This window comes from Desulfosarcina cetonica JCM 12296, assembly GCF_001311845.1.
GTDB classification, from domain to species: domain Bacteria; phylum Desulfobacterota; class Desulfobacteria; order Desulfobacterales; family Desulfosarcinaceae; genus Desulfosarcina; species Desulfosarcina cetonica.
In genome coordinates, this window is sequence record NZ_BBCC01000032.1 from 1 (window position 1) to 19,594 (window position 19,594).

Annotated in this window: 25 protein-coding genes; 12 read left to right on the forward strand and 13 right to left on the reverse strand. The window is 58.6% G+C overall.

Going from position 1 to position 19,594, the window contains the following annotated elements:
- Positions 1-106: 106 nt before the first annotated feature.
- Positions 107-928 carry a coiled-coil domain-containing protein gene (locus JCM12296_RS09720; RefSeq protein ID WP_054692002.1) on the reverse strand — a complete coding sequence of 274 codons (822 nt, stop codon included), beginning with the start codon at positions 926-928 and terminating at the stop codon, positions 107-109.
- A 225-nt stretch (positions 929-1,153) separates the two neighbouring features.
- Here JCM12296_RS09720 and JCM12296_RS09725 point away from each other — a divergent pair, with 225 nt between their 5' ends.
- Positions 1,154-1,378 carry a hypothetical protein gene (locus tag JCM12296_RS09725; RefSeq protein ID WP_054692005.1) on the forward strand — a complete coding sequence of 75 codons (225 nt, stop codon included), beginning with the start codon at positions 1,154-1,156 and terminating at the stop codon, positions 1,376-1,378.
- A gap of 365 nt (positions 1,379-1,743) precedes the next feature.
- Here the strand turns inward: JCM12296_RS09725 and JCM12296_RS09735 are convergent, their stop codons facing one another.
- From JCM12296_RS09735 to nudC, 5 genes are all read right to left on the reverse strand, one after another.
- Entirely contained in the window at positions 1,744-2,451 is a 708-nt protein-coding gene (locus tag JCM12296_RS09735) for a hypothetical protein (protein WP_054692012.1), read from the reverse strand.
- Entirely contained in the window at positions 2,448-3,767 is a 1,320-nt protein-coding gene (locus JCM12296_RS09740) for a CsgG/HfaB family protein (protein WP_157067505.1), read from the reverse strand. The genes JCM12296_RS09735 and JCM12296_RS09740 overlap by 4 nt, the downstream gene beginning before the upstream one ends.
- Before the next feature lie 37 nt (positions 3,768-3,804).
- The gene (locus tag JCM12296_RS09745; RefSeq protein WP_054692018.1) at positions 3,805-5,010 is read right to left on the reverse strand and encodes a hypothetical protein; all 1,206 of its coding nucleotides are present in this window, start codon (positions 5,008-5,010) and stop codon (positions 3,805-3,807) included.
- A 331-nt stretch (positions 5,011-5,341) separates the two neighbouring features.
- Positions 5,342-5,881: a hydrolase gene (locus JCM12296_RS09750; protein ID WP_054692021.1), complete on the reverse strand. Its 540-nt coding sequence runs from the start codon at positions 5,879-5,881 to the stop codon at positions 5,342-5,344.
- A 77-nt stretch (positions 5,882-5,958) separates the two neighbouring features.
- The gene (nudC, locus tag JCM12296_RS09755) at positions 5,959-6,774 is read right to left on the reverse strand and encodes an NAD(+) diphosphatase (protein WP_054692024.1); all 816 of its coding nucleotides are present in this window, start codon (positions 6,772-6,774) and stop codon (positions 5,959-5,961) included.
- A gap of 207 nt (positions 6,775-6,981) precedes the next feature.
- On the opposite strand from nudC, the gene JCM12296_RS09760 reads away from it, so the two are divergent.
- From JCM12296_RS09760 to JCM12296_RS47290, 5 genes are all read left to right on the forward strand, one after another.
- Complete coding sequence (locus JCM12296_RS09760; RefSeq protein ID WP_054692027.1) at positions 6,982-7,551, forward strand: GAF domain-containing protein; 570 nt, start codon at positions 6,982-6,984, stop codon at positions 7,549-7,551.
- Positions 7,551-8,456, forward strand: a complete 906-nt coding sequence (locus JCM12296_RS09765; protein ID WP_054692030.1) for a protein kinase family protein — start codon at positions 7,551-7,553, stop codon at positions 8,454-8,456. Before JCM12296_RS09760 ends, JCM12296_RS09765 begins: the two co-directional genes overlap by 1 nt.
- 12 nt (positions 8,457-8,468) lie before the next feature.
- The gene (locus JCM12296_RS09770; RefSeq protein ID WP_054692033.1) at positions 8,469-8,912 is read left to right on the forward strand and encodes a universal stress protein; all 444 of its coding nucleotides are present in this window, start codon (positions 8,469-8,471) and stop codon (positions 8,910-8,912) included.
- Positions 8,913-8,983: 71 nt separating this feature from the next.
- Entirely contained in the window at positions 8,984-10,042 is a 1,059-nt protein-coding gene (gene disA, locus JCM12296_RS09775) for a DNA integrity scanning diadenylate cyclase DisA (RefSeq protein WP_054692036.1), read from the forward strand.
- A gap of 63 nt (positions 10,043-10,105) precedes the next feature.
- A complete protein-coding gene (locus JCM12296_RS47290) occupies positions 10,106-10,234 on the forward strand; it encodes a hypothetical protein (protein ID WP_281491967.1) in 129 nt (42 codons plus the stop codon).
- Positions 10,235-10,244: 10 nt separating this feature from the next.
- On the opposite strand, the gene JCM12296_RS41630 is transcribed toward JCM12296_RS47290, so the two are convergent.
- Together JCM12296_RS41630 and JCM12296_RS09780 are read right to left on the reverse strand one after the other, a co-directional pair.
- Positions 10,245-10,442 carry a hypothetical protein gene (locus tag JCM12296_RS41630; RefSeq protein ID WP_218188033.1) on the reverse strand — a complete coding sequence of 66 codons (198 nt, stop codon included), beginning with the start codon at positions 10,440-10,442 and terminating at the stop codon, positions 10,245-10,247.
- Positions 10,439-10,939, reverse strand: coding sequence for a type 1 glutamine amidotransferase (locus JCM12296_RS09780; RefSeq protein ID WP_218188034.1), 501 nt, complete (start codon positions 10,937-10,939; stop codon positions 10,439-10,441). The genes JCM12296_RS41630 and JCM12296_RS09780 overlap by 4 nt, the downstream gene beginning before the upstream one ends.
- Before the next feature lie 116 nt (positions 10,940-11,055).
- Between JCM12296_RS09780 and JCM12296_RS09785 the strand changes: the two genes are divergently transcribed.
- The 3 genes from JCM12296_RS09785 to JCM12296_RS48990 all read left to right on the forward strand — a co-directional run bounded on the left by JCM12296_RS09785 (position 11,056) and on the right by JCM12296_RS48990 (position 13,107).
- Entirely contained in the window at positions 11,056-11,619 is a 564-nt protein-coding gene (locus tag JCM12296_RS09785; protein WP_054692039.1) for a NapC/NirT family cytochrome c, read from the forward strand.
- 85 nt (positions 11,620-11,704) lie between these two features.
- The gene (locus tag JCM12296_RS09790) at positions 11,705-12,928 is read left to right on the forward strand and encodes a multiheme c-type cytochrome (protein WP_306303999.1); all 1,224 of its coding nucleotides are present in this window, start codon (positions 11,705-11,707) and stop codon (positions 12,926-12,928) included.
- On the forward strand, positions 12,916-13,107 hold the full coding sequence (locus JCM12296_RS48990; protein ID WP_306304000.1) for a hypothetical protein: 192 nt from the start codon (positions 12,916-12,918) through the stop codon (positions 13,105-13,107). Before JCM12296_RS09790 ends, JCM12296_RS48990 begins: the two co-directional genes overlap by 13 nt.
- Positions 13,108-13,251: 144 nt before the next feature.
- Here the strand turns inward: JCM12296_RS48990 and JCM12296_RS09795 are convergent, their stop codons facing one another.
- From JCM12296_RS09795 to JCM12296_RS09805, 3 genes are read right to left on the reverse strand one after another with little or no spacing between them, the layout of a single operon-like run.
- Positions 13,252-13,914 carry a response regulator gene (locus JCM12296_RS09795; protein ID WP_054692042.1) on the reverse strand — a complete coding sequence of 221 codons (663 nt, stop codon included), beginning with the start codon at positions 13,912-13,914 and terminating at the stop codon, positions 13,252-13,254.
- Positions 13,898-15,889: a cache domain-containing protein gene (locus JCM12296_RS09800; RefSeq protein WP_306304003.1), complete on the reverse strand. Its 1,992-nt coding sequence runs from the start codon at positions 15,887-15,889 to the stop codon at positions 13,898-13,900. Before JCM12296_RS09800 ends, JCM12296_RS09795 begins: the two co-directional genes overlap by 17 nt.
- A gap of 1 nt (position 15,890) precedes the next feature.
- Positions 15,891-16,124 carry a hypothetical protein gene (locus JCM12296_RS09805; protein WP_054692048.1) on the reverse strand — a complete coding sequence of 78 codons (234 nt, stop codon included), beginning with the start codon at positions 16,122-16,124 and terminating at the stop codon, positions 15,891-15,893.
- Positions 16,125-16,368: 244 nt separating this feature from the next.
- On the opposite strand from JCM12296_RS09805, the gene JCM12296_RS09815 reads away from it, so the two are divergent.
- Positions 16,369-17,010 (forward strand): MBL fold metallo-hydrolase, encoded by a 642-nt coding sequence (locus tag JCM12296_RS09815; protein ID WP_054692056.1) that lies wholly within the window; start codon positions 16,369-16,371, stop codon positions 17,008-17,010.
- 195 nt (positions 17,011-17,205) lie between these two features.
- Here JCM12296_RS09815 and JCM12296_RS09820 read toward each other — a convergent pair whose 3' ends face one another.
- Complete coding sequence (locus JCM12296_RS09820) at positions 17,206-18,060, reverse strand: MFS transporter (protein WP_246804110.1); 855 nt, start codon at positions 18,058-18,060, stop codon at positions 17,206-17,208.
- A complete protein-coding gene (locus tag JCM12296_RS43970; RefSeq protein ID WP_246804111.1) occupies positions 18,009-18,365 on the reverse strand; it encodes an MFS transporter in 357 nt (118 codons plus the stop codon). The genes JCM12296_RS09820 and JCM12296_RS43970 overlap by 52 nt, the downstream gene beginning before the upstream one ends.
- 62 nt (positions 18,366-18,427) lie before the next feature.
- On the opposite strand from JCM12296_RS43970, the gene JCM12296_RS38100 reads away from it, so the two are divergent.
- The gene (locus tag JCM12296_RS38100) at positions 18,428-18,583 is read left to right on the forward strand and encodes a hypothetical protein (protein WP_157067506.1); all 156 of its coding nucleotides are present in this window, start codon (positions 18,428-18,430) and stop codon (positions 18,581-18,583) included.
- A gap of 144 nt (positions 18,584-18,727) precedes the next feature.
- The gene (locus JCM12296_RS09825; RefSeq protein WP_054692059.1) at positions 18,728-19,546 is read left to right on the forward strand and encodes a PstS family phosphate ABC transporter substrate-binding protein; all 819 of its coding nucleotides are present in this window, start codon (positions 18,728-18,730) and stop codon (positions 19,544-19,546) included.
- Positions 19,547-19,594: the final 48 nt, after the last annotated feature.

A 19,594-nucleotide genomic window follows, 5' to 3' on the forward strand; every position in this document is an offset into this window, starting at 1 on the left:
ATAGTTTTTAAGATAATGCTTTTGGCAAGGCCAGAGGGAGGAAGCTGTATAAAACATACCGCGACGACCGATAACGCCGCCCAAAAGCATTATCTTGAATGCTATATCAATTGGTGGCCGTGGCGGCCCTTACCGCCGGCGTTCTTTCCGCCATTTTTTGCAGCAGGCTCGCATTCGTCGCTCGGGTCGACTGCAGCTCGGCCATGGCGGCATCCCGGGATTTTTTCAATTCGGCCACCGCGGCCAGCGTTTCATCCAGTTTGGCTGAGAGATTTTTGTTGGCCAATTCCAGTTCCGATAAGGTCCGGCTTTTTGCGCCCAGTGATGTTTCCAGATTCGCCTTTGCCGCGGCCAGCTTCTCGATTTCCAGATCCGCCGTTTGCAACGCCTGATTCGTGGCATCCAGCTTTGCGGACAAGGTGGTTTTCATCTCGTTTTTTTGCTGGATGATCTTATTCCGCTCCTGGATCACCTGGTCGCGTTCCTGGGCAACCTTGGCCTGCGCTTGGGTGAAATGCTCTTCCTGCGCCACCATCCGGCCATTGAGCGCCGCGAGTTCCTCGGCGCTCGATTGGGTAAGGCGTTGCAGCGCGTTGGTAAGCGTCTCGATCTGTTCGGAACGGTCGGCAATCACCTGGGTATATAGCGCTTTGTTGGCCTCCAGGTCGGCCGTCAGGCGATGAACGGCGGCTTCCAGGTCCTGAATTTTGACTTTGTGCTGACCATTCTCCCTGGCCAGAATATCGTTTTCCCTTTCGAGCAGGGGAAGCCGTTTTTTCATGGCACTGTTTTCGGCCAACAGACGGTTGCCCGTGTCGGATGTGTTCCCGGCGGCGGATGTTGCACATGAACTGCCGAATGCCAATATGCTCGCCCATACCACCATATTGAGAACTAACAGAATCGTCCTTTTTTTGCTCACCATCATTCATACTCCTGAAAAAAACAGCAATTGCCCGACAACGAAGGACCCATGCCTGGAAAAGCATGTCGTTGCCGGATGTCGCGTGAATCAGAACAAAGTAGGCCGGTTACGTCGATTGCCGCCACTTGTTTAACGGTGCCGGCAGTGCCCGGAGGTGCCTTTGGATGAGAATATCTATGCAAAAAAATAGCCATTTCATGCCTGCTGTCAATAAAAAGGCGACCGCGCGTGAAACACGCCGTGGTCAACCACGGAGATGATCTTCCGGGGACGATCGCGCTGGTTCTTGGCGCAGATCGGGTCGACCGGTGTCATTATTTCGGCGCATCGCCTATGGTTAGCCGGTACGTCGACGCTTTTCAGGTCGCAACGGTCGACCCATTTCCGGCTGATTTGCTCCGGCCAAGGGCGGATGTCGGCAATTATCGGTGGCAGGGCATCGATGCCGGTTAGTGGCGTCAATCTTGCAAAACAACAAATCGGTTTGATCGAAAGACGTTCCGTTTTCCGCCTTTGGATATCAGACCGGATCCAAACGTTTCAAACATCCGCTTGGGTGTTGGAGGTTGACCATGAGCCGTGTTATGCGCCGATTTGATTTCATTTTTACCGTTTGTGCGTTTCTTTTGATTGCCCTGATGGTTTTCCTGTCGCCGATGGCGAAACAGTTGTTTTCCGACCCCTGGGAGGATTCCAGGGCCGCTGTTGGCAAGCCCTGTCGGGGGGCGACCCCGCGCAATGGGAACCGGATCCATCTAGCGGGGGAGGTGAATTGCGAGTTGTTCAGGTGCGTCGCGCAGAGCATCCAACGGATCGCTTCAATTCCGTGAGGACGGTCGGCCGCCGGCCGGACCGGCCTCAAACAGACGATCGATCATTTTTTTACTGGCCAGCTTCACGGCCACGCGGGTTGCGGCCAGGATATTGTCACCATAACCGATCGCGCTGCCCAGGCCGATTTGCCGCCGCGAGGCGACGTCCGTACAGATCAGTTGAACACCCACCATGACCGTGTCGCTGCGTTGGACTTTTACTCCGACGATTCGTTCCGAGCCGGTTTCCGCATAGTCATAGATCCTTCCGTAGATCACCTGGACCGCCCCCAATGGCCGGGCCGCCACCACGGCTTCTCCGGCGGACATCAACCCCGAGGCCTGAAGCCAGCGCTCCTGAAGAATGGCATCGATGTTTTCCGGACGGATTTCGACCACGCGGAAACGGTTCGCATGGGTGACGGCGCTCAAGGCCAACTGGTAGACCCCCAGGCCAACGGATTTTTCCACCAGGTGGGGGTAGCGCCCTGCCGTTTCGGACGATAGCCCCAGGGCAAGGGGCAAGACGGCCGTCACCGGTCTGGCGTTGGCCGGATAGACCCCTTGAACGCGGCCGCGTTCATCAGCGGATGTCGGCCGTTTATCGACTTCGGTCGAGGCGCACCCGACCACGACCAGCGCCGCAACGATGATTGCCAGCCATTGACGCACGTGCCAGACGCGTGGGGAGAAAAATGCGGAAACGGTCATCATGATGGCGCCATCGCCTTTTTGACCGCGGCTTTGATCGCCTCGTGAACGGCGATGCCGACGGATGATTCATCGAAGTGGACCTTGTCCTCGCGGATCTTGAACCCCAGGCTTTTCGACCGGGTGACGCCTTCACCGGTGCCCACCGCACTTCTCACCGGGCCTTGCTTGGGTCTCAAAATCAACTCGACCGTGACGCTGACAGTCACCTTGCCTCGGGAGAACGGACCCAGCATGAGGCGGGAGCGTTCCTTTTTGAAGGATCTGACGATCAAGCGCACATCCGTATCGTAGGCCGGGACTTCGTTGCCCTGACGCTCCATGGGCGACGTGGCGGACGTGCCGGCCCAGCTGGCGATCACCAGATCCTGGATCATCCGCCGGGTCTGCGGGTCCGTATCCGCCGGCAGATAGCATCCGGTGGCGAACAACTCTTCATGGACCAGGTTGATCAATCCCACGGCGATGAGGCGGTTTTCCCACGTCGCGTCGTTCACCTGGTTCTCGATCCCCGAAACGATGAAGACCTGCCGTTTCCCGTCGGGGCAGCTCCCATCCCCGTCTGGCTGGCGGGCGGCCGAAAGACGCCCGACAGCCTCCCGGGCCCAGGGGTTGTCCGCTTCACGCTTCAGGATTGCGCGGTACCGGGAAAGGGCCGCGGGGATGTTTCCCTTCTGCTCCAGTTCGCGTCCTTCGTCGTACAGCGTCTTGATCGCCAGGTCCGCCGGCGGCGCGGCCGAGCGCGCCATTTCCGCCTGCACCCGATGGCCCAGTCCGTTCAGCAGCTTGATTGACAGGCGCCGGACGATGGGCTTCACCGCCAGGTAGTCACCGTCACTGTCGGCTGATTGCACCACCACGCCACTGGCCGTACGGACCAGGTGGGCGGAGACCAGCAGCCGGTCGCCCACGGCCAGGTAACTGCCGAAAACAAAGTAGTCGACGCCCAGCAAACGCCCCAGGCGGAGGCGGGTGTCCGCGTCAACCAGCTCGCTGGTGCCGAGTTGAAGCTCGCCCAACAGGGCGTCGATATTCTGGCGCTCCAGAATCGTGAGCGATGGTGCCTCGGCGAGATCCTCGGCCAGGCTCTGGCTGATCCAATCCGGCAGAAACGCGGAATGGGGCAGATTAATGGTGCCATCGGCCAAAAACGGATAGACGGCGATGTGCAGCCTGCCGGCATCTTCAGCGGCCTGGCCGGCGGCGAGCCTGCTTAGACCACAGCACAGCAGCATGACGAGCATAAACGCCCGAAAGGCGTGGCGCCAACGACGGCCCGGAGCCGCCATGTTATTCCAATCGTCGGGGGTTGCTTGCATGGTTTTCAATCGCCGGTGGTGCCTTCTGCAAAAACGACTAGAACCGATACACGGCACCCAGAAAGACGCTGATCAAATCGATGTCCTCCAATTCGTAGGTCTGGCGGACACCGAAACTCAGCTCGAAGGTCTCCGTGGGGTAGTACGCACCCGTGAGACCCACGGTCGTCTGGGAGTCCCGGTCCTCGGGGATGTCGTCGCTATCGAAGTCCGAACGGATGACTTCCAGGTTGATCGCGGCGGCATCACTGAAGAGGGGAACGCCGACATTGAACCCGTAGGTAAGCGTCTTGACCGCATCCAGGTCGTTCAGGTAATCGACAAATTTATCGACAAAGCTGTTGTCGGTATTGATCCAGCTGTCGGGGACGCTGATTTCCGAGATTCGATAATCCACGCCCACACTGACCGTGAGAAAACTGAAGGTTTTCGTGAAAGTCGAGAACCCGCCGGCACCATATCTCAGATTGCCGGAATATTCGATGGCATCGGATGTGAGATAGTAGGCCGATCCGAAGATCTCGATTCCCGCATCCCAGACCATGCTGTCCCAGCGCATGATCGGATACTTGCCCGATACGCTCAGACCTGCAAAATGGGATTCGGAATCGATCTCATCATCCATGGTCGTGTAGCGATAGGGCAAGAGGATACCTAATTCGAAACCGCTGTCGTATTCGTGGTTGTAGCCGAGCAGGATGGATGCCGCCTGGCCGTCTTCGTCGTTTACCTCCAGACTCAGGTACTCCAGAATTCCCTTGAATTCGTCGTTGGTGCTGCCGCTTTCCGCCACCGCCTTGCGGGCCGGTTGCGCCTTGGCGAGCTTGTCGCCAAAGGAGATCCCGAGCATCATGCTGTTTTCGGAGGCACCGGTGCTTTCGCTGAGGCCGGCCGGGAAGATGGCGCTCATGATGGTGTCGAAGTTGGCCAGTGCCCATTCCTCTACTTCATCCCGGTCGAGGCCGTTGGGCGATTGAATGACGAGGTCTCCATCGCGGTTGTAGATCCGGATCGGCTGGCTCAAGACCTCGCTGCCGTCCAGATCCCTATTCAAGTTCAAGTCGCTCCAGGACAGGGTTGACATGGAACCGTATAACTTCGCATCGATGTTCTTGTCTGTCCCCGATCCCTGGATGGCCCAGGCGAGCACGTCAAAAAAGTCATCTGCCGCCAATCCCCTGCCCGGCAAACCCAGCACCACGAGAAATGAAAAAAAAACAAGATACTTGCATGCCTTTGTCATGGAAGCCTCCTCTCCTGTACGGGTTTCTTTCCTTGTCTGAATGCGACGTTCGGGTTGTGATGGCGACGAATGCGCATGCCCCCCGCCGTGCGGGAACACCGGCCGATCAATGCCAGCCAGCGACGGCATGGAGCGGCCGGTAGCTGGATGAATCAAGATCGTAAAACACATATCCACGCCTCGACAGGGGCGTGTTCTTGTTGTGGGTGGGCAAGCAACGGTATAGAATGTAACGATAGCGTTACCAACCTAAATGATCAAGCATGATTTACATGATTTAACGGGGTTCCTGACGGGAAGACCTTTATTGGCGGGACGGCGCGGCCAGGTCCTACTTGACGATTTTCGAAATCGCCTTGAACGCTTCTCCCTGGGCAACCCCGAGCAGCTCGAACAAGGCGGTCTCGACACTGGTGGGAAGGGCGCCGGCGGCTTTCATCTTTTCCAGGCCGATGTTCTTGTTTTCCGGGGTCCGTGAGGATACGGCATCGGCCACCACGTGGGCTTCGTAGCCCATCTCGATGAGGTCCACGGCCGTTTGGTAGACGCAGATATGCGTTTCGATGCCGGCAACCAGGACCTGATGGCGGGCGGCATCCTTGAGTGCGGCGACGAAGTTTTCGTTGCCGCAGGCGCTGAAACTCATTTTGGGGATGGGTTCAAGATCGGGTAAAAGAGTGGCCACCTCATCGATGGTCGGCCCCAGGCCGGCGGGGTTCTGCTCCACCCACAGCACCGGAATGTCCAACACCCGGATGCCGCGTACCAGTTTTTGCAGGTTGTCGAAAAGCCTTGCCTTCGCATGCATCAATTGGGCGAGCTTGCCCTGAATGTCGATGAGCAAAAGGACCGTGGTCGTTGGTTGCAGCATGGTTGTCACCCTTTCTCCTGGGGGGCTGTTAGTATGCCGGGGCGGCCAGCGCATGGCAATGGGATCACCTGGCGGTTTTATGCCTGCCTGTCCACAAACCAATCGATGAGCTGGCGGGCGATGCTGATGCGCGGCGGCACCTGGGGCAGGTCGGTGGCCGTGAACCAGGCGGCTTCCATCAGCTCCACATTGTCGACGGTGATTTCGCCGCCGGCGTAGTCGGCCACGAAGCCCACCATCAGGGAGTTGGGAAAGGGCCAGGGCTGGCTGCCGAAATAGCGGATGTTTTTGACGGCAATGCCCACTTCTTCCCGGATTTCCCGCATCACGCACTGCTCCAGGGTTTCGCCCGGCTCGACGAAGCCGGCCAGAACGCTGTAAAAGGCGCCCCGGAAACGTTTGTTGCGGGCCAACAGGAGCCGGTCGCCCTTGAGCACGGCCACGATCACCGCCGGACTCAGGCGCGGGTAGTTGATCAGGCCGCAGGCCGGGCAATGTTTGGCCCGCTCGTCGGGCTTGTCCACGGTGGGCTGGCCGCATCTTCCGCAGAAGCGATGGGAACGGTCCCAGTCCATGAGATGGTTGGCCCGGCCGGCGATCCAGAACAGCTCATCGCCGATCGTGTTCATCAAGGCCCGCAAATCCATCCAGGCGTAGGGGGCGGGTGGTGTCGTATCGGGTTCCAGTTCGGCGGCATAGCAGGCGCTATCCCCCAGGTAGCCCAGGAAGATCTGCCTTGCCGGAACAATGCCGTCGGCGGCCAGGCGGCGGGCCTCGGGAATGCCGCAGGTGCCGTTGTCACGGCTGACCAGCAGTTTGCTTTTTTCGAAGATGAACCACAACGCCGATTGAGGCCCGTCGGCCGGCGGGCGGAACGCGGGGATAAAATCCATGGCGGAAATCCTGGTCTCTTTTATCTGGTCTTTTTATGGTGATGGGTCGCCAAATGGCCCGATCGACCCTTTCGTGAGTCTTTTTATCACATTTCCGGCCATTCCCCAATGCGCTCTACGGCAAAATCTTGTCTAAAACCAGGACCTGTGAAATAATAAATCAATAAAACATCCCGCCTTGACTGCCCATGCAACGAGGAGGTAACCATGTCCCCAGCGACGCAGCACCGATTCCACCTCAGGCATTTCAAAGCCATCAGCCTGGCCATGTCCCAATATGAAGACCTGTATATGCTCCTGAACCATTTTGTCGAAGGCATGTGCATGACCTTCAAGATCAAAGGGGCCAGCGTCCTGCTCCACGACGAACACGAGGGTCAGTTGTTTCGGGTGGCCAGCTACGGGATCAGCACGGCGTATCTGGACAAGGGCCCCCTGTTCATCGATAAAAAGGACGAGGCCTTCATCGAGGGCCGGCCGGTTTTCATCAATGACATGCATAACGATCCCCGGGTGAAGTACGGCGATGCGGCGCGCAGCGAAGGGATCACCGCCATGCTCTCCTTTCCGATCAAATGCCGCAGCGCGGTCGTGGGGCTGGTTCGCTGTTATCATAGCGTCCCCATCGTCCTGCACGAGGAGGATGTTGACTCCATCGCCGTGCTTTGCCAGCTCCTCGGGCTGGTCATCGAGAACAACGGCTTGAAGCATTTCGTCAGCCATGTCCGCACGGCCATGGCGAGCCTGCCCCTGCGGCTGCGCGAGGGAACCGATTGATGGTGGCGGGGCGCTGTTTTTCCGATACCTCCGATTTCCTCTCAATCCGCGCCGGCGATCACATTCTCCTGGACGGCCGGCGGTTCCTGGTCACCGGTGAAGAGCGCGAGCGCCGTTTCGGTATCGAGGATCCCAAGTTCTGGGTCAAGCGAGCGGTCGAGGAGACGACGGGCGAGCGCAAGATCGTCAAGCTTTCCTTCTTCGAAACGTTCCATACCCGGCTGGGGGAACTGGTGATCCGATGTTATCGCAGCCCGGAGAAGGAAGAACGGATTCTCGATTTGTGCCGGCATCACCCGAGCTTCATGCAGGGGGTCACCTTCCCCGACGAGAAAGGCAACCGTGTGCGCGTCCTGGATATCGTGCGCGGCAAGAACTTTCTGCTTTACCTGGACGATCTGCAGATGCCCCACGAGCACTATTTCAGAACCGAGTTGCCCGGTATCCTGCGGCACCTTTGTGAATGCCTCGAGGCCATCCGTTTCTTGCACACCAACGGATTTCGTCATGGCGACATCCGCAACGACCATGTCATCGTTGAGAAAAACACCGGCCGCTATGTGTGGATCGATTTCGATTACGATTTCGAGGCCCCGGAAAACCCCTTCGGCCTGGATCTGTTCGGGATCGGCAACATCCTGATCTACACCGTGGGCAAGGGATTTCACAATCTCTACATGATCAAGAACGATACCTACACGTACCAGGATCTGATCGAACGGCTGGCACCGGAGGATTTCTCGCTCCTGCATCCGAATCGGCTGGTGAATGTACGCAAGCTCTACCCCTACGTTCCCGTGATGTTGAACAATATCCTGCTGCACTTTTCCGCCGGCACGCCGATCACCTATGCGTCGATCGATGAAATCATCGAAGATCTCAGTGGTTACCTCACTTCCCTGTAAAGGAGGAGGCCCATGCAACAGTCCATACTGGTCGTCATGAACGAAATGCCGCATTCGACGGCGGCGATCGACTTTTTATCCCGCGCGCCGTTTAACGTCGACCGGGTCCGGGTTACCCTGATGCACATTTTGCGAACCCCCACCGGCAGCGAGGAGATGATGGGCAAGAAGTTCATGCTGGCCCAACAGGAGAAAATCGAAGCCGCCATCGCCGCCGCCTGCCAACGGCTCGTCGAGGCCGGCTATCCGGCGGAGAATCTTTGCACCCGCCTGGAGACCCAGACGTACCCGACCGTGACCGACGGCATCATCGCCGAGGTGGAGAAGGGCGAATATGATATGGTGGTGATCAGTCGCAAGCGGATGTCCCGTTCGGAGGAGTTCGTCCTGGGTGACGCCAGCATCGGGGTGATCCGGGCGCTGGACAACACGGCCATCCTCGTGGTCAAATGCTAATCTATTCCACGGCGTTGATTAAGAATGGCAGCCGGCGCAAGCGTTGACTTTCCGCCGGACCGGAGAGCGTGATGGTTGACCGCGAACTGATTCCCAAAATTAAAATGGTCGCTCCGGGGACCCTTTTACGTCGGGCCCTGGATGACATCGTGATGGCCGAATTCGGCGCCCTGTTCGTTTTTCTGGACGATGTCAAGGCCCAGGAAAATATCCTCCAGGGCGGCTTTTATATCGGGACGAGCTTCTCGCCGGAGAAGCTTTACGAGCTGGCCAAGATGGATGGGGCCATCCTTTTGGACGAGGGGGTCAGCCGCATCCTGGCGGCCAACGTCCAGCTGGCGCCCGATCCCACCCTGCCCACCGACGAGACCGGCATGCGCCACCGGGCGGCCGAGCGCACGGCGCGTCAGACCGGCAAGTTCGTGATGACGATTTCCCGGCGCCGGAAGGTGATCACCCTGTATTACCGGGACAGCAAATACCAGCTCCACGACATCAACCACCTGATCACCCGGATCTACCAGACCATCGGCACGGTCGAGCGTTACAAGACCATCCTCGACACAAAGGCCACGCGCATCCAGCGGGATGAATTCCTCGACCAGGTGCAGTTAATCCAGGTGGTCGAGCTGATCGGGGATGCGGTGGTGATCCTCAACCTGTTGGCCGAGATCGCGCCCTATGTGATTGAAACCGGCACCGAGGGCCGCCTGCCGGCCATGCGCCTGAACAGCGTGCGTGATGAGGTCGATGCCTTGCTGCGACTTCTGGCCAAGGACTACTGCCTCCACGCCCAGAGCGACACGGAAGTCGGTCATTTTATCGCGGCATTAGACCCCATGGCGCCGGCAGACGGCGTCAAGATTGCCGCCTTGCTGGGATGGTCCGTTGCGGGGGACGCCGATTTGCACGATATCACGGTGAAGCCCCGCGGATACCGGCTGCTCAAACAGGTCACCAAAATTCCGACGGCCATGATCGAGAACGTTATCGCGCACTTCAAGAACCTGACCCATCTCAGCGCGGCCGATCAGGGTGCCCTGATGACGGTCGAGGGAATCGGCGAGAAGCGCGCCAAATGCATTGTCGATGGCATCCAGCTGATGCGCAACCGCAGTGTTTATCGGTGACCGTCCGGCCGATTCCCATGCAACGGCGTTTCCCCTATCCATTCGACCGGAACAGGACGGACCATGACCGAGCATACACCCCTCCACCAGGCGGACACCTACATTCAGAAGCACTCGGACGCCGACATCAGCCACAGCATCTATCCGGACTGCCTGCAAAAGTATTACCCTGAAGAAATGGAATCGGAGTAAGACCAGTCCTTTACCCCGTCTTTCCCGTCAGGAAGGCGAGCACTTCGCCCATGAGGGTGTTGATGGCCTGGTATTTTCCCGGCGGGGCTGCCAGAATTTCAGTTTCGGATTGGACATACCGGGCGGATTGCAGTTCGTCCCGGCAGTGGGTGACGATGGACCGGGCCGAGGCGGGGGTTGTCTCCAGGTGAAACTGCAGGCCGATCACGGTATTTCCCCGTTGAAAGGCCTGATTGGCGCAGGCTGCGCTGGATGCCAGAAGCTCGGCACCGGCCGGCAGGTCAAAGGTCTCCCCGTGCCAGTGGAACACCTCGCCGCCGGTGGAAAGCGGAACCCCGATGAATCCGGTGAGGCAATGCCCTGGATCGGAAACCAGCCGATTTCCTTGACCGGGTTGGGATAGACCCGGGCCCCCAAGGCACTGGCGATGAGCTGGGCGCCCAGACAGATGCCCAAAACCGCCTTGCCGGCCATGACGGCGTCATGAATGAATTGTTTCTCCGCGACCAGCCAGTCGAATTGATCCGTGTCGTTGACGCTCATGGGCCCGCCCATGACCACCAGAAAATCGATCTCCTCAAGCGCCGGCAGCGTCCACGGTTCGAAGAACCGGGTGGCGGTAACGGTGTATCCCGCTGTCTCGAGCCAGTCTTGGATGCTTCCCAGCCCCTCGAAGGGGACGTGTTGAAAATAGTGTGCCCGCATGGGACGCTCCTTATTTTTGGGTTAAAAAAACGTGGACATCCGCTTCCTTTTACGCTTAGTATTTTGACATAACATCACCAACCCACATCTATTTGATATGCAACCACGGGGGAGCCATGAAAAAGTTTTGGATTGCCCTGATTCTGATCGGCGTCGGGGTCGTGATTGCCTTTCCCCTGTTCAGCCTGACCTATTACACCATGGTGAGAACCTCCACGCCGGCGTTCTGCGCCTCCTGCCACGAGATTCAACCGGCGGTGGCGGCCTGGCGTTCCTCCACCCACGTAAACAACCCCCAGGGCTTTGTGGCCGACTGCATGGACTGCCACCTGCCCGCGCCACACAAAACCTTCGACTTCTTCTTCGCCAAGACCATGCACGGTGCCAAGGACGTGGTCATGCATTTCCTCATCAACGATTACGACCGGCAGCAGAACCGTGAGGCGGCCTATGCGTCTTTCGACAATGCCCAGTGCCAGAAATGCCACCGCAACCTCTTGGCCATGCCGCACCGTCGCGGCGCCATGCTGGCCCATCGCACGGTGCTCTACGCGCGGCCGGGCTATGCGCGCAAGTGTGTGGACTGTCACTATGACCTGGTGCACAACGACAGCGCGACCATCATGTACAAGCAGTACCGTCAGGTGCCTTACCAGGCCAAGGGACTTAAAAACCTCTGAGTCCGTGTCCGTCCGAACGGATTAGCGATAACGGTTTCGTGCCCCCCATGACTTATTGCGATGTCTAACGAAAGGAGCAACCACCATGAGGCGACGCAAAGGGTTCTGCCTGTTCGGCGTACTGCTGACAGGACTGATGATCACCGTCGGCATGTCATCGGCCGTGGCCCAGCAGCCCAACTTTGCCAAGGTCAAGGAGTACCGCATCGAGCGCAGTTTACCTCCCGAGGCGGTGGCCTGTATCGCGTGCCACAAGGCGAGCAATCCCGGCATTTTCGATGACTGGGCGCACAGCCGGCACGCCAGCGCCAACATCACCTGTCTGGACTGCCACCTGGCCCAGCCAGGCGATGCGGACGTAGCCAAGGAACATGAGAAATACTACGGCCGCAGCGATCTGCCTTATGGCGAAGAGCAATACAAGGTGCCCATCGCCGCTGTCGTCACCCCCAAGGATTGTTCCCGTTGCCATCCCGACGAGGTGACCCAATACAGCAAGAGCAAACACGCCAATACCATCGAGATCATCTGGAAGCTCGATCCCTGGCTGAACAAGGGCATGAACTCCGATAACGAGCGCAAGGTCGGCTGCTACCACTGTCATGGCACCGTGATGGCTGTCGACGAAGCCGGCCGGCTCGACCCGATGACCTGGCCCAACGTGGGGGTTGGCCGGCTCAATATGGACGGCAGCAAGGGATCGTGCACCTCCTGCCATACCCGCCATCGCTTCGCCGTGTCCGAGGCGCGCCGTCCGGAGGCCTGCGATTCCTGCCACCTGGGACCGGATCATCCCCAAATCGAGATCTACAACGAATCCAAGCACGGCACGCTTTACCATGCCTTCCAGGATGAGTTCAATTTCAATGCCGCACCCGGAACCTGGACTCCCGGCGCCGACTACCGGGCGCCCACTTGCGCGGCCTGCCACATGAGCGGTTCGGGCAAGGTCATGGGTACCCATGACGTTACCGAGCGCATCTCCTGGGAAACCCAGGCACCGTTGACCATTCGTCCGGCGGACTTCAAGCCCTTCCCGGCGGACAATGACTGGCAGATGGAGCGTGAGAAGATGAAAAACGTCTGCCGCGCCTGCCACGGTGATTCCTGGATCAACGACTTCTACCAAGGATTTGACAAGGCCGTGGATGAGTATAACGAGGTGTACTTCAAGCCGGCAAGGCGACCCTGGACGAACTGTATGCCAAGGGGCTTTTGGATAAGCGCAAGTATTTTGACGAACACCTGGAGTTGGAATTCTACGAGCTCTGGCATCATGAAGGCCGGCGGGCGCGAATGGGAACCATGATGATGGCGCCGGACTACGCCTGGTGGCACGGCTTTTATGAGTGCAAGGCGCGTTTCAACAGTTTCATGGAAGAAGCCGACCACCTGATCGAGAATGGTCAGAAAGCCTACATCTACCCGAACTATCCCAATGCCACGGGCGATACGACCAAACCGCCGAAGATTTTCGGCGCGCAGTAAACCCAACGCATGATCACCGGCCGGCCGCCAGCCCGTTTACGCCTGGCGGCCGGTCCCCATGCCGCCCATGCCAAGCATGCCTGCCATCAAACGCGCCAACACGATTTTCTACTGCCACCACTGATGAATCGTTCTGGTCCCCGATCACTTCTCCGTAAGCTGCAGGTAGTGCACGGCCGCCTTGACCAGCTCGGTGTAATGCTTGAGGTTCAGCTTCTCCTTGATGCGCTCGCGGTACGTTCCGATGGTTTTGATACTGAGCTTCATGCGTTCGGCGATCTCGCGGGTGGAGAGCCCCTGGCCGATGAGCCGGAACACCTCCAACTCGCGGCTGGTGAGGCCGTCCAGGGGAGAGGTATCGGCCGCCGTGTGGGGAGAGACCAAACGCTGGAAGACCTTTTCCTTGACCGCCTCGCTGGCGTAGACCTTTCCCTGGAGTACCTGGTGGATGGCGTCGACCACCACGGCGATGGCTTCCTGTTTCATCAGGTAGCCCCGGGCGCCGGCCAAAAGAGCCCGTTCGGCGTAGAGGGATTCGTCGTACATGGAGAGAACCAGCATGGGCAGGCCCGGGTGGCGGATGTTGATCTCGCCCATCAGATCGATGCCGCTGCTCTCCTTGAGGGAAATGTCCACGATTACCAGGTCGGGCGACAGCCGCTGGATCGCCGAAAGCGCCTTGGCCGGCGTGTCCTCGCTGCCGCAGACGCAAAGGTCGGCGGCCTTGTTGATCAACTCGCTCATCCCCAGGCAGAAGACGGGATGATCGTCGACAATCAGGATTTTCCGTTTAGCTGCGGTCGTCATGCTTACTCGTGTCGGGTTTGTGGGGACGCTGTGGCGGTGTTTTCAGATAGACATGCACGATCGTCCCTGTTTCCGGGTTGCTATTGATTTGAAACGTCGCGCCGATCATATTGGCACGGTAGTGCATGATTTGCAAACCGATTCCGGCCGTATCGGCTTGAGACCCGATTCCCGATCCGTTGTCCATCACCCGCAGGTGAACGTGGCCCCCCTTATGGAGCAGTTGGATGGTGATCAGCGTTGCTTGGGCATGCTTGACGGCGTTTTGCACCGCTTCGCGGGCGATATAGTAGAGATGCGTGGCAACGGTGTTGTCGGTTACCACGACGGTTTCATCGTCCTCGAAGCGACAGACGAGCCCGGCGGTGGCCTGGGTTTGGCGGGCGATATCCGCCAGGGCGACCTGCAGCCCGTGGGAAACCAGGTGGACGGGGCACAGGCCCCGGGCCAGGCTGCGGGTCTTGCCGATGGCGGCGCCCATCAGGTCAACCATTTTTTCGGCCAGGGTCAGGCTGGCGGAGCCGTCTTCGCGCAGGTTCTCGACCATCACCGTGCCCAATCCCTGAATGCCGATCAAATGCGGGCAGAGGTCGTCGTGCAGATCCTGGCCGATGCGCTGGCGCACGCGGTCGCCGATCTCCATCACCTGGAGCTGGAGCTGCTGGGATTTGGTGATGTCGCGCAGGATGATCACGCTGCCGGCCAGGTTGCCATGACGGTCATGATAGGTGGCGCCGCTGATGCTCACATCGACGAGATTCCGGTCGCGTGTATAGCGTCGGGTGGGAATCGATGAGAAGGTTTCACCGGAGAGCACGGCCGCGATCATGCGATTGGTCTCTTTCCAGTTTTCATCCGGGACGAAGTGGTCCATCTTCTTCCCCAGGCATTCTCCCAGCGACCAGCCGAAGACCCGCGTGAAGGCGGCATTGAAATAGGTCACCCGGCCAATCGGGTCATAGACCACAATGGGGTCCGGCGCCGCCTCCATGACCGAGCGATAGCGTGCTTCGCTGTCGCGCAGGGCCTCTTCCACGCGGCGACGATGGTCCATATTTTTTTCCAGGTCGTTGCGATGACGCTCGATTTCGTCGGCAAAGCGGTTGTAATAGGTGGCCAACTGGCCAATCTCATCCCCCGTGCCAGAAGGCATGCGGGAGGAGAAATCGCCGGTGGCCATGCGATCGAAGTGGCCCATCAGGTCCCGCAGCGGTTGGGTGATCGATGCACCGATGCGAAAGGAGATGGGCAAAACCAGGAGGAAGGTCATCACCGCCGTGGCGATGATCAGGTTGCGCACGGTGTGCAGGGGCGCGTAGAATTCGTCCAGGTAACTCGAGGAGGCCACAACCCAGTCATACTCCGGGATGTGGTTGAAGATCACCAGCTTCATCCGGGGATGCGTCTCATCCGGATTCTTCCAGGGGTAGACGATCTTGCCCGATTTGCGCGCGTGCATCTCCCTGAGGTACTGGTCGGGCAGATCACGGGCCTTGAACAGATTGACGCCCTTGAGCTTGGGGTGAATCAGAATCCGTCCGCTGCCGTCGATTACAAAGGAGTAGCCGGTCTTCCCGAAACGCATTTGCAGGACGCTTTTTTCGAAGTCGGCGATTTTGACCAGGCTGTTGAACTCGTCGCGATAGGTGGACGCCGAGACGATCCAATCCCAGGGCGCGAAGTAGGTCATGTAAAGTGCCTTGGGACGGGGCGTGGTTTCGCCAGGGTTCTTCCAGTCGTATTCAATGTAGCCGATCTTGCGGGCAAGCTGCTCCTGGATGAAGGCGAATTCGGATACGTCGGTTTCCAACAGGGCGGGCTGAGGATGTACCTTGACCTTTCCGAGGCTGTCGATACAATAAAGATATCCCGAATTGCCGATGGTCTGGGCGAGCAGCATCCGGGCGGCCATCTGCCGGGCCGCTTCCGGCGTGAGGGTGCCTTCCTGGGACTGGTCATAGAGATAACGGATGATCTCAAGATTTTTTTTCCGCCACGGCGCGCAGGTGGTTTTTAATGGAGACGGCGGCGGCGGTCTTGACCATGTTGAGGATCGCCGTGGTGGTGTTTTGCAGTTCGCTTTCCAGGCCGGCGGTGATCTGGTCGCGCACGACGATGTAAATGAATGAACTGCCGATGGAAATGGAAAGGATCAGCACGATGCTATAGCTGATCAGCAGTTTGTGCCGGATGCGGATTTTGTTCAGCATGGGAGGTCCGTTTTGCCTGCCGGGTGGAAGCGGAGGGCGCCTTGCCAAGCCATCGCCGTTGCGTTGCCCGGCACGCGGAATTTTTCCTGCGATTGGCCTGATCATGGCGCAGGGCGTAACAAAGAATCAAGTCAAAAAACGAACCCCCCGGATGCCGGGCGGTGTCCGGGCCCGATCAACCATCCCCCGGCAGGCGTAAACCTGACGGAAAGGGGATCCTTGTCACAATCCACAGGAGGTTACCATGTCAACCGATCGTATCAGCGGCATCCAATGGCTGGGGCATGACGGTTTTGTATTCACTTCAACCGAGGGGATCGTCGTTTTGATCGATCCTTTTCAGGTGGCGGCGGCCCCCCAGGCCGACCTCATGTTGATCACCCATGTCCACCACGACCACTGCTCGCCGGAGGATATCGCCCGCCTGGTCAAGCCGTCCACGGTGATCGTTACCGAAGCGGAGTCGGCGGAAAAACTCACCTCCCTGTGTGGCGATATCCGCGTGGTGATCCCCGGCGACCGGCTGACCGTGTGCGGCATCCATATCGAAGCGGTCCCGGCCTACAACGTCGACAAGAAGTTCCACCCCAAGGCCAAGAACTGGCTGGGCTTCATCCTCACCATCGACGGCAAGCGCATTTACCATGCCGGAGATACGGACCTGATTCCGGAAATGAAAGGGTTTTCCGTGGACATTGCCCTGTTGCCCGTCTCCGGAACCTATGTCATGACCGCCGAGGAGGCCGTGGCGGCGGCCCGCCTGATCAACCCCAAAACCGTTATTCCGATGCACTATGATACCATCGTGGGCAGCTTGGATGACGCCCGGGAATTTGCCGCGGCGCTGGACGGCAGCATGGAGGTTGCGGTGCTCGAACGTCGTTAGTGTCCATCCACCAATAGGGAAATTTGACGGATTCGTAAAAAGCCCGATATCGGCGTTACGCTTCATCCTCGTCACTGCGGCGTACGCTAAGTACGCCTCATTCCTCGGGATTCGCAAGCCTTGATCTCGGGTTTTTTACGAATCCGTCGGAAATGCGACTTTTTACGCGTCCATCAAATTTGGCCGATATTCGTTTCAGGCGGTCCGTTTGGGGAAACAAAAGATCAGGGGGATGGCCAGCAAAGGCAGGAATGCCACGCCCTGCAACACGGTCTCGACCGAGGTGATATCGGCCAGTTTGCCCACAATTGGCGCTACGGCACCCCCCAAACCATAGGCCAGGCCCATCATCAGGCTGGAGACCATGGAGCGGCCGCCGGGGGCCAGGTCCTGGGCCAGGGTGACGCCCAGGGGCAGGGTGGCCAGGACGAAAAAGCCGGCCGCAGCGATACCCGCATAGACCCACGATCCGGGCAGTGCCAGCATTCCCAGAAGGACCGGCGTCATCAAGAGATGGGCCAACAGGAAGATCGGCCGGCTGCCCACCCGATCCGCCAGGTAGCCGGACAAGAGGCCGCTGATCGTGCCGGCGAGGGTGAACAGGGTGATCATGGCACCTCCTGAAACCAGTGAGTACCCCCGCTTGACCAACAGAACAGGCATGAAGGTCATGAACGACTGACCCACAATGGCCCGCAGAACCATGACCAGCCAAATCAGGAAAATGGCCCGCCAGACCTTGCCGAACTGATTTTTCAACGTTCCGATGAAACCCGTGTCAGCCATGCCTTCGCTTTGCGGGGCGGGGACGATGTGCCAAAGATAAAGCAGCACCAACAGGCCGAATGCCATGGTCGCCGGCATGGCGCCAAGGCCCCACAGGGAGACGATGGTGGTGATGCAGAAGGGGCCCACGGCAAAGGCCAGGGTGCCGCCGGTGTTGAACACCGACATGCTGAAGCTCTTGCGCGTTCCTGCGTAAAGCGGAACCATGCCGGCTACGGAAGGGTGGAAAAGGGACGAACCGATGGATCCCAGGCCGATGAACACCAGCAGCGCCCAGTAATTCCCGCAATGCCGGAAAGGGGGATGAATACCACGGCCATCAACAGCCCCCCGAGGATGATCATTCGCCCCTGGTAGCGGTCGGCCATGTAACCGGCGACCGGTTGGACGATGAAGGCCAGAAACCGGTTGATGCCGGCGATCAGCCCCACCTCGGCGAGGCTGAGGTTGAGTTTGGCCATGAAGGCGGGAAACAGGGGCGTGGTAAAGGAACTGTAAAAATCGCCGGTGAAATGGACCAGCGTCAGGGCGAATAAAATCTTAACACTTGAATGCTGGCGTTCGTTCATGGGGTATGTCGTTTCCCGGATGGGGGCTGGATCGCAATGGAAGCCCTTGCGGATACAGGCGAATGAACGGATCATCGGCACGGTTGCCGGTGGCTCCTGAAAAAAGCGGCATCCTAAGCAAGACCGACGGCAAGGTCAATAGCAATCCCAAGCCTGGCGATAAAAATGAATTTTCCATGGGCTCATCAAAAACTCACCCAATGCTAACCGAATCCTAACAATCGGATTCTAATTTGCACTCACTGAGTTTGTTAGGATTTGTCGTGAAAATGAAGGGTTAATGAAAATCTAACCGAATCCTAACAAGAATCTAACAATTGGCGCGTAGCATCAACAAACGATTCAACGAAGGAGAGAGACCCATGAAGAAGCTGTTTCGCATGATTGCAACCACCGGCGCGGCCCTCGCCCTTTGCGCGACCACGGCCATCGCGGGGAATCTGGTGATCAAGGGCTCGACCACGGTGCTGCCCATTTCCCAGATCGCCGTGGAGGCGTACATGAAAGCCCACCCGGACGTGAACATCTCCCTGTCCGGTGGCGGTTCGAGTAACGGTATCAAAGCCCTCATCGACGGGTCCACCGATATCGCCAACGCCTCCCGCTTCATCAAGGAAAAGGAAGTTGACATGGCCTTGAAAAAGGGCGTCTATCCGGTCCCCTTTGCCGTGGCCTACGACTCGATCATCCCCATCGTGCATCCCAGCAACACCCTGACCAACATCACCCGCGCGCAGCTCAAGGACATCTACATGGGCAAGATTACCAATTATAAAGAGATCGGTGGGCCGGATCTGAAGATCGTCATCTGTTCCCGGGATACCTCCTCCGGTACCTATGAGACCTGGGAAGGCAAGGTCATGCAAAAGGAACGCGTCACCCCGGCCGCCCAGGTCATGGCCTCCAACGGCGCCATTGTCCAGGCTGTGTCGGACAACAAATTCGCCATCGGTTACATCGGCATCGGTTATCTCAACGCCAAGGTCAAGGCCCTCAAGGTTGACGGCGTGGAAGGCACCAAGGAGAGCACCCTCAACGGCACCTTTCCCATCAGCCGCCCCTTGTTCATGTTCACCAATGGCTGGCCCACCGGTGATACGCTGAATTTTGTCAACTACATGCTGAATCCGGCGACGGGTCAAAAGTATGTTGCCGAGGCCGGATACGTGCCACTGTACTAATCGACGGCTCCCGAGCCGCGTGGCGCGTGCTTGGATTCGTCATCACAG

What these genes read in the sequence shown, in the direction of transcription:
- JCM12296_RS09720 (WP_054692002.1), bottom strand. Translation starts at nt 928, where the DNA reads ATGATGGTGAGCAAAAAAAGGACGATTCTGTTAGTTCTCAATATGGTG.
- JCM12296_RS09735 (WP_054692012.1), bottom strand. Translation starts at nt 2,451, where the DNA reads ATGATGACCGTTTCCGCATTTTTCTCCCCACGCGTCTGGCACGTGCGT.
- JCM12296_RS09740 (WP_157067505.1), bottom strand. Translation starts at nt 3,767, where the DNA reads ATGCAAGCAACCCCCGACGATTGGAATAACATGGCGGCTCCGGGCCGT.
- JCM12296_RS09745 (WP_054692018.1), bottom strand. Translation starts at nt 5,010, where the DNA reads ATGACAAAGGCATGCAAGTATCTTGTTTTTTTTTCATTTCTCGTGGTG.
- JCM12296_RS09750 (WP_054692021.1), bottom strand. Translation starts at nt 5,881, where the DNA reads ATGCTGCAACCAACGACCACGGTCCTTTTGCTCATCGACATTCAGGGC.
- nudC (WP_054692024.1), bottom strand. Translation starts at nt 6,774, where the DNA reads ATGGATTTTATCCCCGCGTTCCGCCCGCCGGCCGACGGGCCTCAATCG.
- JCM12296_RS09760 (WP_054692027.1), top strand. Translation starts at nt 6,982, where the DNA reads ATGTCCCCAGCGACGCAGCACCGATTCCACCTCAGGCATTTCAAAGCC.
- JCM12296_RS09765 (WP_054692030.1), top strand. Translation starts at nt 7,551, where the DNA reads ATGGTGGCGGGGCGCTGTTTTTCCGATACCTCCGATTTCCTCTCAATC.
- JCM12296_RS09770 (WP_054692033.1), top strand. Translation starts at nt 8,469, where the DNA reads ATGCAACAGTCCATACTGGTCGTCATGAACGAAATGCCGCATTCGACG.
- disA (WP_054692036.1), top strand. Translation starts at nt 8,984, where the DNA reads ATGGTTGACCGCGAACTGATTCCCAAAATTAAAATGGTCGCTCCGGGG.
- JCM12296_RS47290 (WP_281491967.1), top strand. Translation starts at nt 10,106, where the DNA reads ATGACCGAGCATACACCCCTCCACCAGGCGGACACCTACATTCAGAAG.
- JCM12296_RS09780 (WP_218188034.1), bottom strand. Translation starts at nt 10,939, where the DNA reads ATGCGGGCACACTATTTTCAACACGTCCCCTTCGAGGGGCTGGGAAGC.
- JCM12296_RS09785 (WP_054692039.1), top strand. Translation starts at nt 11,056, where the DNA reads ATGAAAAAGTTTTGGATTGCCCTGATTCTGATCGGCGTCGGGGTCGTG.
- JCM12296_RS09790 (WP_306303999.1), top strand. Translation starts at nt 11,705, where the DNA reads ATGAGGCGACGCAAAGGGTTCTGCCTGTTCGGCGTACTGCTGACAGGA.
- JCM12296_RS48990 (WP_306304000.1), top strand. Translation starts at nt 12,916, where the DNA reads ATGGGAACCATGATGATGGCGCCGGACTACGCCTGGTGGCACGGCTTT.
- JCM12296_RS09795 (WP_054692042.1), bottom strand. Translation starts at nt 13,914, where the DNA reads ATGACGACCGCAGCTAAACGGAAAATCCTGATTGTCGACGATCATCCC.
- JCM12296_RS09805 (WP_054692048.1), bottom strand. Translation starts at nt 16,124, where the DNA reads ATGCTGAACAAAATCCGCATCCGGCACAAACTGCTGATCAGCTATAGC.
- JCM12296_RS09815 (WP_054692056.1), top strand. Translation starts at nt 16,369, where the DNA reads ATGTCAACCGATCGTATCAGCGGCATCCAATGGCTGGGGCATGACGGT.
- JCM12296_RS43970 (WP_246804111.1), bottom strand. Translation starts at nt 18,365, where the DNA reads ATGAACGAACGCCAGCATTCAAGTGTTAAGATTTTATTCGCCCTGACG.
- JCM12296_RS38100 (WP_157067506.1), top strand. Translation starts at nt 18,428, where the DNA reads ATGAACGGATCATCGGCACGGTTGCCGGTGGCTCCTGAAAAAAGCGGC.
- JCM12296_RS09825 (WP_054692059.1), top strand. Translation starts at nt 18,728, where the DNA reads ATGAAGAAGCTGTTTCGCATGATTGCAACCACCGGCGCGGCCCTCGCC.